We start from the raw sequence: 16,721 nt of genomic DNA, 5'->3' as shown, positions 1-16,721 counted from the left end.
CGCTGTGAGGCGTTGAGCTAACCAATACTAATTGCCCGTGAGGCTTGACCATATAACACCCAAGCAATCTGCGACCCGACGGGCACAGATTGCGGTGACTGTGAAGACGACACGAACCGAAAGTTTGCATCACGAACCACACCGCTATCACATACCCATTTTGCTGAATCGCGCCGCATGGCACGCTTCGGTACCCGAATTTCTTGACGACCATAGAGCATTGGAACCACCTGATCCCATCCCGAACTCAGCAGTGAAACGATGCATCGCCGATGGTAGTGTGGGGTTTCCCCATGTGAGAGTAGGTCATCGTCAAGATTCAATTCCAGAACCCCTCATCGCTTACGCGGTGAGGGGTTTTGTCTGTGTGCGCTGAAATTGGCTCTAGCACGGTATTCGATGCAAAAAAAACCACCTGTTCAAGGTGGTTTTTGAAGTCACTCGCCGCGGTATTCACATCCGCTTGTGCAGGTTTCATGAATACGCACGGCCGAGAGTTCAGGGAGTAAAGGTTTCAATTCATTCCAGATCCATTTCGCCAGATTCTCGCTGGTCGGATTTTCAAGGCCCGGGATGTCATTGAGGTAGTTGTGATCAAGGCGTTCATAGAGAGGCTTGAAGATCGCCTTGATTTCAGAGAAATCCCGTATCCACCCCGTATGAGGGTCTACCTTGCCTGCCAGGTGAATGCCTACGCGAAAGGAATGCCCATGCAGGCGTCCGCACTTATGGCCATCCGGCACGTGTGGGAGGCGGTGGGCTGACTCAAATGTAAACTCTTTAAAGATTTCCAAAATGTATTAGCTCTAGGAAAATGGCGATCGCCGATGCGACAAATGCAGGCCACGAGTTTAACAGCAATGGTTTGAAACTCCATGATTGCGGAGAGGGAAGGGAGGTTTCAGTACTCGGAAATGATGGCTCGTAGCCACATGTGTTCAGTTTGAATTAAGTTCCCGGCGTTATGATGGTTGCCATAAAAGCATCGGCCGCCATGGAGCCTTCCAATAATGAAAATGCCGATCACTCTAATGACTGCATTAGCGCTTTCAATGGCTGCCTGTATCATTCATGCACGCAACGTTGATCCCGATGAGGTTTTGCGATTGAGCAGTGCGGGGACGCTGCAGCCGTATGAGCACCTTGACGCACAGGCGCTTTCCACGCATCCCGGCGCCAGGATCATCGACACAGAGTTGAAGAGCCAGTACGGCAGGTATGTTTACAAGGTCGAACTGTTGGACGCCAAAAACGTTGAATGGGACCTCGAAATAGATGCTGTCACTGGTCATGTCTTCCGGAATCATCAGGATAATTAATGAATGTCGACAAGCCTCTCTGCGCAATCCTTGGCCTGAGCCTGGTTTGTTCCTTTGCGTATGCCAGAGATCTGAATCAGGATGAAGCCCTCAGGCTGAGACAACAGGGCGTCATCCTGCCTCTCGAGCAATTCATCGAGCATGCGTTGGGCCTCCATCCGGGTTCCAAGTTGCTCGAGGCTGAGCTTGAAGAAAAACACGACGTTTACGTGTACGAATTTGAATTGCTGACCCCGCAGGGCGTTGTTCGCGAGCTGAAGTTCGACGCTCGCGATAGCCGGCTGCTGAAAGACGAGGAAGATTGATGCGTCTGTTACTGGTTGAAGACCACGTGCCCCTGGCGGACGAACTCATCGCCGCACTTGGGCGGCAAGGCTACGCGGTTGACTGGTTGGCCGACGGGCGTGACGCGGTCTATCAAGGGGCCAGCGAGCCTTATGATCTTATCGTTCTGGACCTGGGTTTGCCCGGCCTGCCCGGCCTTGAAGTGCTGGAGCAATGGCGAAGCAATGGTCTCGCCATTCCGGTGCTCATACTCACTGCTCGCGGCTCCTGGTCAGAGCGTATCGAAGGGCTTAAAGCCGGCGCTGATGATTACCTGACCAAGCCCTTTCATCCTGAAGAGCTTCAGCTGCGCATCCAGGCATTGTTGCGCCGCTCGCACGGGTTGGCCAACCAGCCTACGCTGGAAGCGGCAGGCCTGACGCTGGACGAGGGACGACAGTCAGTATCGCTCGATGGTGCCGATATCCAGCTTACATCGGCCGAGTTTCGGCTGTTGCGCTATTTCATGCTGCACCCCGAACAGATTCTCTCCAAAAGCCATCTCTCCGAGCACCTGTACGATGGAGAAAACGAACGTGATTCCAATGTGATCGAGGTGCACGTCAACCATCTGCGTCGCAAGCTGGGGCGGGGTGTGATCGAAACGCGCCGTGGTCAGGGCTATGTGTATGGTGGGGCAGGCGGTTGAAGTCCATACAGCGGCGATTGAGTCTGGGCCTGATCGCCGTCATGGTTGTCGTGGGTCTGGTCATGGCGCAGACCAGCCTCTGGCTTTTTGAACTGGGCCTGCAGCGTTATCTGGAATCGGGCCTGCGTAACGAGAGCGAGAACCTGCTCGTTGCGCTGGTCCGCGGGCCGGCAGGCCTGCAACTTGATGATCATCGGTTGTCAGGCGCCTATCAGCGTCCATTATCCGGACATTACTTCCGCATGGATCTGCCACAAGGTCACTGGCGGTCGCGCTCGCTCTGGGATTTCGAGCTGCCCGAGTCAGGCCCTGTCGGCTTGCATGCCAATTTTGAACTCGGCCAGACCGGTCAGTCACTATTGATGCTGACGGCGGAATATCGAAAGTTCGGCAAGAAAATCACGATCACCGTGGCTCAGGACTACACGCCGGTCAAAGCCAGTTTCCGCCGGATGCAGCAGATCGGTCTGGGGCTGGGGCTTGCAGCGTTGATACTGGTGCTCGTGCTGCAGCGCGTCACGGTCTTTAGAGCATTAAGGCCACTGGAAACGGTTCGTGAACAGATTTCGCAACTTCAGCAAGGTCAGCGTTCACAGCTGGACGAGCATGTACCGCTCGAGCTTGAGCCGCTGGTTGCCCAGATCAACCATTTGCTCGCCCATACCGAGGACAGCCTCAAGCGCTCGCGCAATGCGCTGGGTAACCTGGGACATGCGCTCAAGACCCCTTTGGCGGTGCTCCTCAGTCTCGCGCTGAGTGATCAGCTCGACAACAATCCGGCGCTGCGCAAAACCCTTCAGGAACAGCTTGAAAATATTCGGCTGCGTCTGGAGCGCGAGCTAAACCGCGCGCGGCTCTCAGGTGACGCGCTGCCCGGCGCGCGCTTTGATTGCGACACCGAGTTGCCTGGTCTTTTCTCCACGCTAGGCATGATCCACGGTGGTCATCTTGATCTGGTCAACAAGGTGGAAGGCGGCATGTATCTGCCTTGGGATCGGGAGGACATTCTCGAGTTGCTGGGTAACCTGCTGGACAACGCATGCAAGTGGGCGGACAGCGAGGTGCAACTGGATATCCTGCGTCAGCATCAGGGTTTCCGTTTGCTGATTGACGATGACGGCCCCGGCATACCCGAATCCAGGCGCGCAGAAGTGTTCAGCCGGGGAGCACGTCTGGACGAGCAGATCACGGGGCACGGTCTCGGTCTGGGTATCGTTCGCGACATCGTTGAGGCTTGGGGTGGCCAATTGCAGCTGCTCGACAGCCCATTGCACGGACTGCGGGTACAGATCGATCTTCCCGAGCGAACCGCTCCCTGAGCATCTTCAGTTCAGCCTGACAGAAAATCAGGACCGATCTTCATATTCAGACAAGGCTGCCGATAAAGGAGGGGTATACCTGACTTTATAACAATAACCATAAGGCCAATCCTATGCGTCTTAGTCTGAAAGCCAAGGTGCTGTCACTGGCAATACTGCCGGTTCTGATGTTCGGGCTGGTGATCAGCGCGACGACCGTATTCATGCTGCACCAGCAGGCTGACCGAGAGGTCAGCGACACGCGAGAGCGCCTGCTCTCCGAGGCCAAGACCACCCTGCAAAACTACGTTGCTATCGCGATGACCGCCATCAAGCCATTGTATGAAGCATCAGCTCCGGGTGATGAAACAGCAAAAGCCACGGCTATCAAGCTGCTGTCCGCAGTGTCCTACGGCAAGGATGGCTATCTCTTCGGCTACGACTCCCAAGTCATTCGTATTTTCAGAAGTACCAACCCTGACGGGCTGGGCAAGAGCTTCAATGACGTGCGTGACCCGAATGGGGTGTACCTCAATCGGGAACTGGTTGCCGTCGGCAAGGCGGGAACCCACTATGTGATGTATTCCTCGGCGCTCCCTGGCAAGACCGAACCTGTGCCCAAGATCGGTTACACCGATTATCTGCCCAAATGGGACCTGGTTGTAGGCTCTGCGGTCAATCTGGACGGCATCGATGCCCAGGTCGCCGTCGTCAGGCAGAACGTGGAAGCTCGCTTGCAGGAAATGCTCTACAGCATCCTTGGAATCACCTTGCTGGTCCTGGTGGTCATCAGTGTCGCTGGCATGCTGCTGACCGGCACGTTGTTGCGCCCCCTGCGCCTGATGAAAGACAACCTCGACGACATCGCTGCAGGCGAAGGCGATCTGACACGTCGTCTGGCTGTAACCAGCAACGACGAGCTGGGTGAACTGGCCACCTCCTTCAACCGCTTCGTAGACAAGATCCACGGGCTGGTGCGGCAGATCACTGAAATGACCGGACAGCTGAATGGGTTGGTGAGTGAAGTGTCGTCGCAGGCTCAGCGTTCAGAAAGCGCAATGGAGCGTCAGCGCCACGAGACGGATCAAGTGGCCACCGCCATCAACGAAATGTCGGCCGCCGCGCAGGAGGTCGCCAAGAGCGCCCAGGGCGCTTCGGTGGCCGCGCAGCAGACCGATGAGCAGGGTCGCACGGCCAAGCGTGTCGTCGATGGCAGCATTCGGCAGATTCACGCGCTGGTGGACGATATCCGCAAGAGCGGTACGTCGCTGGACAGCTTGCAGCAAGACGTGTCGTCAATCGTCAGCGTGCTCGGTGTCATTCGCTCCATTGCCGAGCAGACTAATCTGTTGGCCCTCAACGCCGCCATTGAGGCTGCAAGGGCAGGGGAAGCCGGTCGTGGTTTTGCCGTGGTTGCCGATGAGGTGCGAGCGCTTGCCAGCCGCACCCAGCAGAGCACGCAGGAAATCCAGGGGATGATTGATCGCCTGCAGCACGGCACACAGGAAGCCGTTTCCGCCATGCGTCGTTCCAGCGAGGCCGGTGACGGGACGTCGACCCAGGCCAACGAGGCGGGTCTATCGCTAAGTACCATCGGCGAGCTGATTGCGACCATCAACTCGATGAACGCTCAAATCGCGAGTGCGGCTGAAGAGCAGACGGCCGTGGCGGAAGAAATCAATCGCAGTGTCCATCAGATCGCCGGAGCGGTCGAAAGCGTGGCAGACGAAACCCGGCAAAGTGCGCAGACCTCGCGCAGTCTTGCTGAACTGGGCTCACGTCTGGATGGATTGGTTGGCCAATTTCGGGTCTGACCCGGCTGTCGTCGTTTCCCACGGCACTCGTACGTTTGTCCGCTGACTAAGAGCTAGACCGCGCGCAATGCGCGGTCTACTGACATGGACTGGACATGAACGAAACCGTACAGCAATACAAGACACTACTCCTGCTACTGGTGGGGGTGACCGTTGCCTTCATCTGGATTCTGCTGCCGTTCTACGGCGCAGTGTTCTGGGCCGTGATTCTCGGCATTATCTTTGCGCCGCTTCAGCGCAGACTGTTGCTTCGATTCGGTTGGTCACGCAACCTGACATCCCTGTGCACGCTGATCATCTGTTTGGTCATCGCCATCTTGCCGGTGATCATCATCAGCGCCTTGCTGGTTCAGGAAGGCACCACCCTGTACAAAAACGTCGAAACCGGGCAACTGGACATTGCGGGCTACCTGGCTGAATTCAAGACCCTGTTGCCGCATTCGCTGCAGGCGCTGCTTGACCGGCTTGGCATGGGTGACCTTGAAGGGCTGCGCGACAAGATTGCCAAGGGCGCGATGCAAGGCAGCCAGTATCTGGCGACTCAGGCCTTCAGTTTCGGGCAGGGGACCTTCGATTTCGTGGTCAGCTTTTTCATCATGCTTTACCTGCTCTACTTCTTCCTGCGCGACGGCCACGAACTGGTCCGCAAAATGCGCAACGCGGTCCCGCTGGCTGAACAGCAGAAGCGCCGTCTGCAACTCAAATTCACCCGCGTCGTACGTGCTACGGTCAAAGGTAACGTCGTGGTGGCGGTCACGCAGGGTGCGTTGGGCGGGTTCATCTTCTGGGCGCTGGATATCCCGAGCGCACTGCTCTGGGCGGTCATCATGGCCTTTCTGTCGTTGCTGCCGGCGGTGGGGGCGGGGATCGTCTGGGCGCCTGTGGCGTTGTACTTCCTGCTCAGCGGTATGATCTGGCAGGGCGTCGTTCTGGGGCTGTTCGGCATCTTCGTCATTGGTCTGGTAGACAATGTGCTGCGTCCGATTCTGGTCGGCAAGGACACCAAGATGCCGGACTACCTGATCCTGATCTCTACACTTGGCGGCATGTCGGTGTTCGGCCTGAACGGCTTTGTCATCGGCCCGCTGATTGCTGCGTTGTTCATCTCCACCTGGGGACTGTTCAGCAGTGCCAAGAAACCCGTTCGATTGCCGGGTTAGCGTTGCCCGAGGCGAAAAAAAACCCTGCCAAGTAGCAGGGTTTTTTATGTTCAGGCAATCAGCCCGGCATGTGAATGCCCGCGTTGACTACCAGATCCAGCAACGGTTGTGGGTAGACACCCAGTACGAAGGTCAGGATCGCCACGGCCAATAGCATGACGCCACCGGTGCGCTGTGCCCAGTTGAAGGCTGCGTCGTGACGCGGCAGCTTGGCATCGACCAGGTACATCGTGACCATGACGCGCAGGTAGTAGAACAGGCCGATGGCGCTGCCCAGTACCAGTGCGCCGACCAGCCACCACAGTTGGGACTCGACGCCCGTCGCGATCATGTAGAACTTGCCGATGAAGCCAGCCGTCAGCGGAATACCCGCCAGCGACAGCAGCATCAGGGTCATAACAGCGGTCAGGTAAGGACGACGCCAGAACAGACCACGGTATTCGAACATCGCATCGGCGTCGCGACCGCTGTACGGCGACGACATCATGGTGATCACGCCGAAGCTGCCCAGAGACGTCAGCACGTAGGTGGCCAGATAAACACCGATGGCTTCGACCGCCATACCTTTGCTGGCCACCAGCGCAATCATCAGGTAACCGAAATGCGCGATGGAGGAATAACCCAGCAGACGCTTGAGGTTGGTCTGGGTCAGTGCCAGCAGGTTACCGACCAGAATCGAGGCCACGGCGATGACTGCCAGTACGTCCTGCAGCACACCGCTGCTGGCGGCTGGCGAGATCTGGAACAGACGCACCAGCACAGCGAACACCGCAACCTTGCTGGCCGTGGCCAGAAACGCTGCAACCGGAGCAGGAGCGCCTTCGTAAACGTCTGGCGTCCAGAGGTGGAAAGGCACCAGCGACAGTTTGAATGCCAGGCCGACCAGCATCATTGCCAGACCCAGGCTTGCAATCGGGCTAGGCATACCGGTCGCAGCGATGGCCTTGCCGATGCCTTCGAAACTCAACGAGCCTGCTTCCGCGTACAGCAACGCCATACCGAACAGCAGAAAGGCCGAACCCGCAGCCGACAGCACCATGTACTTGATGCCGCCTTCCAGCGAGCGCTTGTTGAAGAAGGCATAGGCCACCAGACCGTAGACCGGCACCGACAGCAGTTCGAGACCGATGAACAGGCCAGCAAGGTGCTGAGCACTCACCAGAACCAAACCGCCAGCGGCTGCCAGCAGGATCAGCAGGTAGAGTTCTTCGCGGTTGCCCGGATACCCGACCTTGGCGTCGCCCAGATAGGCATGAGCCATGGTGACGCACGCCAGGGTAGAGGCGAGGATGATCGCCATGTACAGGCAGGCGAAGTTGTCGATCTGCAGCAGCGGTGTGACTGCCAGCGGGGCAACCTTCAATGCCGGGTAAATGGAAAGCAGGGCCAGGTTCAGACCCGCTACCGAAAGCAGAAAGGTTTGCGAGTGATTGCGGCGCCACGCGATCGCCAGCATCACCACAACGATGGTGATACTGGTGATCAGCAGCGGCGCAAGCGCAATAAAGTGTTGAATCGTCAGGTCCATAGCGCTCTTACCGGGCCGAAGCGAGTTGAGTGAAGGCAGTGCCTAGCCATTGCTGCACGCCGTGCATGGTCGCTGCCGAGGTGTCGAGAATCGGCTGCGGGAAGACCCCTAGCACAATCAGCAACGCGGCAAGGCCCAGCACCATGATCATTTCCCGTCCATCCATGCCCTTGAGAATCTCGTCCGATGTGGACGGGCCGAAGTAGGCGCGGTGGATCATGATCAGCGAATAAACAGAACCGAATACCAGACCGGATGTGGCAATGGCGGTGACCCATGGCGAGCTGACAAAACTGCCCAGCAGGATCAGGAACTCACCGACGAAGTTACCGGTGCCTGGCAGGCCCAGAGAAGCGGCTGCGAAGAACAGGCTGATAGCTGGCAGATAAGCGATTCGCGACCAGAGGCCACCCATTTCGCGCATGTCACGCGTGTGCAGGCGCTCGTAGAGCTGACCGCTGAGGATAAACAGCGCGGCGGCCGACAGACCATGCGCCAGCATCTGTACGACGACGCCTTGCAGTGCCTGCTGGCTGCCGGAGTAGATACCGATCAGCACAAAGCCCATGTGCGAGACGCTGGAGAACGCGATCAGACGCTTGATATCGGTCTGGGCGAACGCCAGGAACGCACCGTAGAAGATACCGACCAGACCGAGCGTCATCGCGATCGGTGCGAACTCTGCCGAGGCATTAGGGAACAGTGGCAGCGCGAAACGTAACAGACCATAGGCCGCAGTCTTCAGCAGGATACCCGCCAGATCGACAGAACCCGCTGTCGGCGCCTGAGCGTGTGCATCCGGCAGCCAGGAGTGAAACGGTACGACCGGCAGCTTCACGGCGAACGCGATGAAGAAGCCCAGCATCAGGATGTACTCGGTGCCTGGTGCCAGTTTGGTTTTCAGCAAGTCGGCATAGGCAAAGGTGATGACACCTGTCTGATTGAAGTGCACCAGCACCAGGCCCAGAATCGCCACCAGCATGATCAGGCCGCTGGCCTGAGTGAAGATGAAGAACTTGGTCGCGGCATAGATACGGGTTTTCTTGCCGTCTGCCGAGCTGTGACCCCAGAGCGCGATGAGGAAGTACATCGGCACCAGCATCATTTCCCAGAAGAAGAAGAACATGAACAGGTCGATGGCGAGGAACACGCCCACCACGCCGCCCAGAATCCACATCAGGTTAAGGTGGAAGAAGCCTACCTTGCGCTGGATTTCCTTCCAGGAGCACAGCACCGACAGCACGCCGAGCAGGCCGGTCAGCAGAATCATCAGCAACGACAGGCCATCAAGGGCCAGATGTACGTCGATGCCGAAACGGGTGATCCACGGCTGGTGAAATTCCAGGGTCCAGGTCGGATCCGCACCGGGCACCGGCGCGTAGCCGTAGTTGCCGGTGGCCCAGAGCCAGAGGCCCAGGGCCAGTTCGAGGGTCATGGTCAGCAGCGCGATCCAGCGCGGCAGGGTAGGGCCGAAGCGCTCACCCAGCCAGCACAGCAGGCCGCCGATAAAGGGGATCAGGATTAGCCAAGGCAGAATCATGACGGGCTCAATTCCTTTCGCAAATTCGCAAGGTTCATGTCAGACCGCAACCAGAATGACGGCACCGAGTACCAGAACGGCACCCACGGCAATCGAGGCAGCATACCAACGCAGCTGGCCGGTCTCGGTACGGCTCATGGTGTCATGACCGCCTTTGACCAGACGTGGGATCAAGCCGATGGTGCGGTCGAACGGATCGCTACGCAGCAGATGACTGATCGCCAGATAAGGTTTGACGAAGAGCTTGTCGTAGATCCAGTCAAAGCCCCAGGCGGCGAACCACCAGGCTGACAGGAAACGGCCCGGACCGCTGTTGGCAATGGCTGTTGCAAGACGACGCTTGCCGAGGAACAGCAATGCCGCAAGCAGAATGCCCGCCAGTGCGATGGCGCCCGAGGCGATTTCCAGGCTGTGCTTGGCTTCGCCACCGGCATGGCCAACGCTTTGCGGCAGTACGCCGGCCAGCGGAGGCGTGATCAGCGCGCCGATGAAGGTCGACAGTACGATCAGCACCGACAGTGGCAACCAGTGAGCGATGCCGTGACCCGCGTGCGCTTCGGTCTTGGCTTCACCGTGGAACGCGATGAAGATCAGGCGGAAGGTGTACAGCGATGTCATGAACGCACCGACCAGACCGGCGTACAACAGACCGTTGTTACCACTGGCGAACGCTTCCCAGAGGATTTCGTCCTTGGAGTAGAAGCCTGCCGTCAACAGTGGCAGCGCGGCCAGAGCGGCACCACCGACGATGAAGCTTGCGTAGGCCAGTGGCAGTTTCTTCCACAGGCCGCCCATCTTGAAGATGTTCTGCTCGTGGTGGCAGGCAACGATCACGGCACCCGATGCAAGGAATAGCAGCGCCTTGAAGAACGCATGCGTCATCAGGTGGAAGATCGCACCTTCCCACGCGCCGACACCGAGTGCCAGGAACATGTAGCCGATCTGGCTCATGGTCGAGTAGGCGAGGATACGTTTGATGTCGGTCTGCACCAGCGCTGCGAAGCCAGCCAGTACCAGCGTGACGCCACCGACGACGCCAACCAGATGCAGGATGTCCGGCGCGAGGGCGAACAGGCCATGAGTCCGGGCAATCAGATAGACACCGGCCGTTACCATCGTTGCCGCGTGGATCAGTGCCGAAACCGGAGTCGGACCGGCCATCGCGTCCGCCAGCCAGGTCTGCAGTGGCAGCTGTGCAGATTTACCGACAGCACCACCGAGCAGCATCAGCGTCGCCAGTACGATCCAGAAGTCGCCGACCTTGAAGTGCTCCGGCGCCCTTACCAGCAGTTCCTGAACGTTCAGCGTACCCAGCTGCTGGAACAGGATGAACAGGCCGATGGCCATGAACACGTCGCCGATGCGCGTCACGATGAACGCTTTGAGGGCTGCGTTGCCGTTGTTGCGGTTGCTGTAATAGAAACCGATCAACAGGTAGCTGCACAGGCCCACGCCTTCCCAACCGAAGTAGATGAACAGCAGGTTGTCGCCCAGGATCAGGAACAGCATGCTGGCAATGAACAGGTTGGTGTAGGAGAAGAAGCGCGAGTAGCCCGCTTCGCCGCGCATGTACCAGGACGCGAACAGGTGGATCAGGAAGCCTACACCGACCACTACACCCAGCATCGTGACGGACAGGCCGTCCAGATACAGGGCGAAGTTGGGCTGGAAGCCATCCACGTCCATCCAGCGCCACAGCACCTGGGTGTAATGACCACCTTCAGGCGGTGCGACGTTGAATTGCCAGATGACCCAGGCCGTCACGATGGCGGAGAGCCCGATGGAGCCGACGCCGATCAGCGCTGCCAGGTTTTCCGAAATGCGGCCCCGTGAAAACGACAGCAGCAAAAAACCGATGAGGGGAAATACAAAAGTCAGAAAGAGAAGATTCATCCGCGCATCTCACTGGCAGCGTCGATATCGAGCGTGTGGAAGCGGCGATACAGCTGCATCAGGATCGCCAGGCCAATACTGGCCTCGGCCGCTGCAAGGCTGATCACCAGGATGAACATGACCTGTCCATCCGGCTGCGCCCAGCGGCTGCCGGCAACGACGAACGCAAGAGCAGAGGCGTTCATCATGATCTCAAGGCTCATCAACACGAAAAGGATGTTGCGTCGCACCATCAGGCCGACCAGACCGAGGCAGAACAGGACGCCGGCCACCGCCAGACCATGTTCGAGAGGGATAGCATTCATTGGCTTGGCTCCTTCGCCTCGTTGCGGCCCAGGTGGAATGCCGTGACTGCGGCTGCAAGCAGCAGCATCGAGGCAAGTTCCACAACGAGCAGATAAGGCCCGAACAGGCTGATACCGACCGCCTTGGCGTCGACCGTGGTGTGACCGATGGCAGCGCCGGTCTGGTTGGCAAACAGCACGTACAGCAGCTCTGCCAGCAGCAGCACGCCGAGGATGACCGGACCGAGCCAGATACCCGGTTTCAGCCAGGTACGTTCCTGCTCGACCGAGGCCGGGCCAAGGTTCAGCATCATTACCACGAACACGAACAACACCATGATTGCGCCAGCGTAGGCGATGACTTCCAGTACACCGGCGAACGGTGCGCCAAGACTGAAGAACGTCATGGCGACGGCGATCAGTGAAATGATCAGGTAGAGCAGGGCATGCACCGGATTCGTGTTCGTGACCACCCGCAGGGTGGACACGACAGCGATACCGGATGCGAAATAGAAAGCGAATTCCATCTTTACTTCCTTAAGGCAGCAAGCTCTTGACGTTGATCGGCTCGGCTTCGTTCTGCGCGGAGCCCTTGGGCTTGCCGGCAACGGCCATGCCCGCAACGCGGTAGAAGTTGTAGTCGGGGTTCTTGCCGGGGCCGGAGATCAGCAGATCTTCCTTTTCGTACACCAGATCCTGACGTTTGAAGTCGGCCATCTCGAAGTCCGGCGTAAGCTGGATTGCGGTGGTCGGGCAGGCTTCTTCACACAGACCGCAGAAAATGCAGCGAGAGAAGTTGATGCGGAAGAAGTCCGGATACCAGCGGCCGTCCTCTTTCTCCGCTTTCTGCAACGAAATGCAGCCCACCGGGCAAGCCACGGCGCACAGGTTGCAGGCTACGCAACGCTCTTCACCATCGGGGTCACGCGTCAGTACGATGCGGCCACGGTAGCGGGGCGGCAGGTAAACCTGCTCCTCGGGGTATTGCAGGGTGTCGCGTTTGCGGAAGCCGTGACCGAACACCATCACCAGGCTGCGCAATTGGGTACCAGTACCCTTAACGATGTCGCCAATATATTTGAACATGGGTCAAATCCTCACTGAACCGAGCCTGCCGGTGTGTTCAACAACACAATCGCAGCAGTCACCAGCAAATTGATCAGGGTCAGCGGCAGACAGAATTTCCAGCTGAAATCCATGACCTGGTCATAACGTGGGCGCGGAATGGAAGCGCGCAACAGAATGAACAGCATGATGAAGAACGCGGTTTTCAGGGCGAACCAGAAGAAGGCCAGCGATGGCAGGATATCGAACGGGCCGTGCCAGCCGCCGAAGAACAGGGTTACCAGCAACGCCGAAATCAGAATGATGCCGATGTATTCGCCGACGAAGAACATGCCCCATTTCATGCCGGCATATTCAATGTGGTAACCGTCGGCCAGTTCCTGCTCAGCTTCCGGCTGGTCGAATGGGTGACGGTGAGTTACCGCCACGCCTGCGATGAAGAATGTACAGAAGCCGAAGAACTGCGGAATGATGAACCACAGGTTCTGCGCCTGATACTCGACAATGTCGCGCATGTTGAACGAGCCGACCTGCACCACGATGCCCATCAGCGCAAGGCCCATGAACACTTCGTAGGACACGGTCTGCGCCGAAGCACGCAAGCTGCCCAGCAGGGCGAACTTGTTGTTGCTCGACCAGCCTGCGAACAGCACCGCGTACACCGAGAGACCGGCCATGGCGAAGAAGAACAGCAGACCGATGTTCAGATCCGCCACGCCCCATGTAGGGGTGATCGGGATCACGGCGAATGCGATCAGCAGGGCGCTCATGGCCACGACCGGTGCCAGGGTGAAGATCACCTTGTCGGCGAACGGTGGCGTCCAATCTTCCTTGAAGAACATCTTCAGCATGTCGGCGGCGATCTGGAACATGCCGAACGGGCCTACGCGGTTCGGACCGTAACGGTCCTGCCACCAGCCCAGCAAGCGACGTTCCACGAAACTGAGCAACGCACCGCAGACAACGACGGCCAGCAACACCACGATGGCCTTGACGACCGCGATGATTGCGTCAATCACTTCAGGGGTGAACCAGGTCATTGCGTTGCCTCCTGCAGACCATCAACGGATTTACCGAACACTGCCGCAGGAATGCCCGGCAGGCCTGCTGGCAATGCAACCAGACCGGCGCCGAGTTCTTCGTTGATGCGCAGCGGCAGTTTCAGCGTCTGGCCAGCGACATTGATCGAGATCAGCGCGCCTTCGTTGACACCCAGACGATCCACTTCCGACTTGGCCAGCGCCACGTAAGCCTGTGGAATCCGCTCTTGGACCGGGGCGGCCAAAGACGAGGTTTCGTCGCTGCCGAACAGGTGGAAGAACGGCACAACCTGCCAGGTGCCGCGCTCTGGCGCGAATGCGCGAGGAACGTTGGCGAACCACGACAGAGCGTCGCCTTTGCTTTCGATCAGGCGGGTGCCTGGATCGCCCGCACGCAGGTGACCACCGACCTCGTCCTGGAATTTGTTCCAGGCCTGTGGCGAGTTCCAGCCCGGAGACCAGGCGAACGGCACTTGCTGACGCGGCTCGGCAGACCCCGAATAACCTTCCATGGAGAACGCAAACGCCGTGTCCTTGTCTTGCGAAGTGCGCGGTTCATGAACGCTGATGTTGGCGCGCATGGAGGTCCGACCGCTGTAACGCAGCGGTTCGCGCGCCAGTTTCAGGCCCTTGATACGGAACGAAGCCGAAGGCGCAGCATTGACGATACCGGCCAGTTGCGCAGAGCTGCTCGCACAGGCTTCAGTGACATGATCGAGTTGTGTCCAGTCTACCGGCCTGTTGAGCAGGGTCGCACGCAACGCATGCAGCCAGCGCCAGCCTTCGTGAATCATGATGCTGGCATCCAGGTAGGTCGGATCGAACACCTGGAAGAAGCGCTGGGCGCGGCCTTCCTGGCTCACCAGCGTACCGTCGCCTTCGGCAAAGCTGGCAGCGGGCAGGATCAGGTGGGCACGTTCGCTGGTAGGCGTCTTTTGATGATCGGCAACGATCACCACTTTCGCGGCACTCAATGCAGCGTCAACCAGCGAGGCATCGACACGGCGGTACAGGTCGTTTTCCAGCACAACGATTGCATCGGCTTTGCCGGAGATGACGGCCTGCAGCGCAGTGTCAACCGACTCACCGCCCAACATGGCCAGACCCATGCTGTTGGCTTCAGGCACGACCAGGCTGATGGAGCCTTGTTTGTCACGCAGCTTCAGCGCCTTGGCGATATTCGCGGCGGCTTCGATCAGCGCGGTCGAACCCAGCGAGCTGCCGGAAATGATCAAGGGGCGTTTCGCGGCGAGAAGGGCATCGGCAATGCGTTGCGCCAGTTCCAGCGCTTCGCTGTCCAGGCCTTCAACTGCAGGCGCGCTGGCGTCCAGAGCGTGGGCAACGGCGAAACCGATGCGGGCCAGGTCGTCGGGGGCCGCATGTACACATTCTTCGGCTACGTCGTCCAGGCGGGTTTCAGCCAGGCTGGCGATGAACAGCGGGTTCAGCTCGTGCTGACCGATGTTCTTCACAGCAGCGTCCAGCCATGGCTGGACCTTCATGGCCGCAGCCATGTCTTCGGCCTTGCCCTTGACGGCCTGACGCAGACCCAGCGCCATACGGGCAGCGGTCTGGGTCAGGTCTTCGCCCAGGACGAAGATGGCGTCGTGGTCTTCGATGTCACGCAGGGTCGGAACCGGCAGCGGGCTTTCGTTCAGCACCTTCAGGATCAGACGGATGCGCTCCAGCTCACCGGCTTCGATGCCGCTGTAGTAGTGCTCGGCACCCACCAGTTCGCGCAGGGCATAATTGCTTTCCAGGCTGGCGCGCGGCGAGCCGATGCCCACGATGTTGCGACCGCGCAGCAGATCGGCTGCCTTGTCCAGTGCTTCGTCCAGGCTCAGTTTGACCTGACCGTTGGTGAGCAGTGGTTGGCGAGGGCGATCCTTGCGGTTGACGTAGCCATAGCCGAAGCGGCCACGGTCGCACAGGAAGTACTGGTTCACGGAACCGTTGTAGCGGTTCTCGATGCGACGCAGCTCGCCATAACGCTCCCCGGGGCTGATGTTGCAGCCGCTGGAGCAACCGTGGCAGATGCTTGGCGAGAACTGCATGTCCCACTTGCGGTTGTAGCGCTCGGAGTGGGTCTTGTCGGTGAACACGCCGGTCGGGCAGACCTCGGTGAGGTTGCCGGAGAACTCGCTTTCCAGCGTGCCGTCCTCGACGCGACCGAAGTAGACGTTGTCATGTGCGCCGTAGACGCCCAAGTCCGTGCCGCCCGCATAATCCTTGTAGAACCGGACACAGCGATAGCAGGCAATGCAGCGGTTCATCTCGTGCGCGATGAACGGCCCCAGTTCCTGGTTCTGGTGGGTGCGTTTGGTGAAGCGATAACGGCGCTCGTTGTGGCCGGTCATCACTGTCATGTCTTGCAGGTGGCAATGACCGCCTTCTTCGCAGACCGGGCAGTCGTGCGGGTGGTTGGTCATCAGCCATTCAACGACACTGGCGCGGAACGCCTTGGATTCATCGTCTTCGATGGAAATCCAGGTGTTGTCGGTGGCCGGCGTCATGCAGGACATCACGATACGACCACGCGTGTCGTTCTCGTCGGTGTACTGCTTGACTGCACATTGGCGACAGGCGCCAACGCTGCCCAAGGCAGGGTGCCAGCAGAAATAAGGAATATCGAGGCCCAGCGACAGGCAAGCCTGTAACAGGTTGTCTGCGCCATCGACTTCGAGGGCTTTGCCGTCTACGTGGATAGTAGCCATGGTTCAAAGATCTTCGTTGGCCCGTTGTCAGCAGGCGTGGCTAATGGAATCTCGGTAGTACCTGCAGCGTTCAGCCCGTCAGGGCGTCAGCAG

Annotated in this window: 15 protein-coding genes and 1 rRNA gene; 7 read left to right on the top strand and 9 right to left on the bottom strand. The window is 58.8% G+C overall.

What is annotated here, in order from left to right; genetic code table 11:
* Positions 1-202 precede the first annotated feature (202 nt).
* A 5S ribosomal RNA gene (rrf, locus tag JTJ32_RS09060) occupies positions 203-318 on the top strand.
* Positions 319-437: 119 nt separating this feature from the next.
* On the opposite strand, the gene queD is transcribed toward rrf, so the two are convergent.
* A complete protein-coding gene (gene queD / locus JTJ32_RS09055; protein WP_184323318.1) occupies positions 438-794 on the bottom strand; it encodes a 6-carboxytetrahydropterin synthase QueD in 357 nt (118 codons plus the stop codon).
* 216 nt (positions 795-1,010) lie between these two features.
* Here queD and JTJ32_RS09050 point away from each other — a divergent pair, with 216 nt between their 5' ends.
* From JTJ32_RS09050 to JTJ32_RS09025, 6 genes are all read left to right on the top strand, one after another.
* Positions 1,011-1,319: a PepSY domain-containing protein gene (locus JTJ32_RS09050; RefSeq protein ID WP_099228015.1), complete on the top strand. Its 309-nt coding sequence runs from the start codon at positions 1,011-1,013 to the stop codon at positions 1,317-1,319.
* Positions 1,319-1,624, top strand: coding sequence for a PepSY domain-containing protein (locus JTJ32_RS09045; RefSeq protein WP_004884624.1), 306 nt, complete (start codon positions 1,319-1,321; stop codon positions 1,622-1,624). The genes JTJ32_RS09050 and JTJ32_RS09045 overlap by 1 nt, the downstream gene beginning before the upstream one ends.
* Entirely contained in the window at positions 1,624-2,292 is a 669-nt protein-coding gene (locus tag JTJ32_RS09040) for a response regulator transcription factor (RefSeq protein ID WP_210041815.1), read from the top strand. Before JTJ32_RS09045 ends, JTJ32_RS09040 begins: the two co-directional genes overlap by 1 nt.
* The gene (locus JTJ32_RS09035) at positions 2,289-3,611 is read left to right on the top strand and encodes a sensor histidine kinase (RefSeq protein ID WP_099228013.1); all 1,323 of its coding nucleotides are present in this window, start codon (positions 2,289-2,291) and stop codon (positions 3,609-3,611) included. The genes JTJ32_RS09040 and JTJ32_RS09035 overlap by 4 nt, the downstream gene beginning before the upstream one ends.
* Positions 3,612-3,724: 113 nt before the next feature.
* The gene (locus JTJ32_RS09030; RefSeq protein WP_099228012.1) at positions 3,725-5,404 is read left to right on the top strand and encodes a methyl-accepting chemotaxis protein CtpM; all 1,680 of its coding nucleotides are present in this window, start codon (positions 3,725-3,727) and stop codon (positions 5,402-5,404) included.
* Positions 5,405-5,499: 95 nt separating this feature from the next.
* Positions 5,500-6,564, top strand: coding sequence for an AI-2E family transporter (locus JTJ32_RS09025; protein WP_184323323.1), 1,065 nt, complete (start codon positions 5,500-5,502; stop codon positions 6,562-6,564).
* A 58-nt stretch (positions 6,565-6,622) separates the two neighbouring features.
* Here JTJ32_RS09025 and nuoN read toward each other — a convergent pair whose 3' ends face one another.
* From nuoN to nuoG, 8 genes are read right to left on the bottom strand one after another with little or no spacing between them, the layout of a single operon-like run.
* Positions 6,623-8,092, bottom strand: coding sequence for an NADH-quinone oxidoreductase subunit NuoN (nuoN, locus tag JTJ32_RS09020; RefSeq protein ID WP_184323324.1), 1,470 nt, complete (start codon positions 8,090-8,092; stop codon positions 6,623-6,625).
* Positions 8,093-8,099: 7 nt separating this feature from the next.
* Positions 8,100-9,632, bottom strand: coding sequence for an NADH-quinone oxidoreductase subunit M (gene nuoM / locus JTJ32_RS09015; protein WP_210041814.1), 1,533 nt, complete (start codon positions 9,630-9,632; stop codon positions 8,100-8,102).
* A gap of 39 nt (positions 9,633-9,671) precedes the next feature.
* Positions 9,672-11,525, bottom strand: coding sequence for an NADH-quinone oxidoreductase subunit L (gene nuoL, locus JTJ32_RS09010; RefSeq protein ID WP_099228008.1), 1,854 nt, complete (start codon positions 11,523-11,525; stop codon positions 9,672-9,674).
* A complete protein-coding gene (gene nuoK, locus JTJ32_RS09005; protein WP_002554020.1) occupies positions 11,522-11,830 on the bottom strand; it encodes an NADH-quinone oxidoreductase subunit NuoK in 309 nt (102 codons plus the stop codon). The genes nuoL and nuoK overlap by 4 nt, the downstream gene beginning before the upstream one ends.
* Complete coding sequence (gene nuoJ / locus JTJ32_RS09000) at positions 11,827-12,336, bottom strand: NADH-quinone oxidoreductase subunit J (protein ID WP_099228007.1); 510 nt, start codon at positions 12,334-12,336, stop codon at positions 11,827-11,829. Before nuoJ ends, nuoK begins: the two co-directional genes overlap by 4 nt.
* 10 nt (positions 12,337-12,346) lie before the next feature.
* On the bottom strand, positions 12,347-12,895 hold the full coding sequence (gene nuoI / locus JTJ32_RS08995) for an NADH-quinone oxidoreductase subunit NuoI (protein WP_004884641.1): 549 nt from the start codon (positions 12,893-12,895) through the stop codon (positions 12,347-12,349).
* Between the two features lie 11 nt (positions 12,896-12,906).
* Positions 12,907-13,914 (bottom strand): NADH-quinone oxidoreductase subunit NuoH, encoded by a 1,008-nt coding sequence (nuoH, locus tag JTJ32_RS08990; protein WP_004884642.1) that lies wholly within the window; start codon positions 13,912-13,914, stop codon positions 12,907-12,909.
* The gene (gene nuoG, locus JTJ32_RS08985; RefSeq protein WP_210041812.1) at positions 13,911-16,628 is read right to left on the bottom strand and encodes an NADH-quinone oxidoreductase subunit NuoG; all 2,718 of its coding nucleotides are present in this window, start codon (positions 16,626-16,628) and stop codon (positions 13,911-13,913) included. Before nuoG ends, nuoH begins: the two co-directional genes overlap by 4 nt.
* Between the last annotated feature and the right edge of the window lie 93 nt (positions 16,629-16,721).

Origin of the sequence: Pseudomonas alliivorans, from assembly GCF_017826695.1 — a bacterium.
GTDB classification, from domain to species: domain Bacteria; phylum Pseudomonadota; class Gammaproteobacteria; order Pseudomonadales; family Pseudomonadaceae; genus Aquipseudomonas; species Aquipseudomonas alliivorans.
Note: the sequence above shows the minus strand (reverse complement) of the source record. Positions and strands in the feature narration are given on the sequence as shown.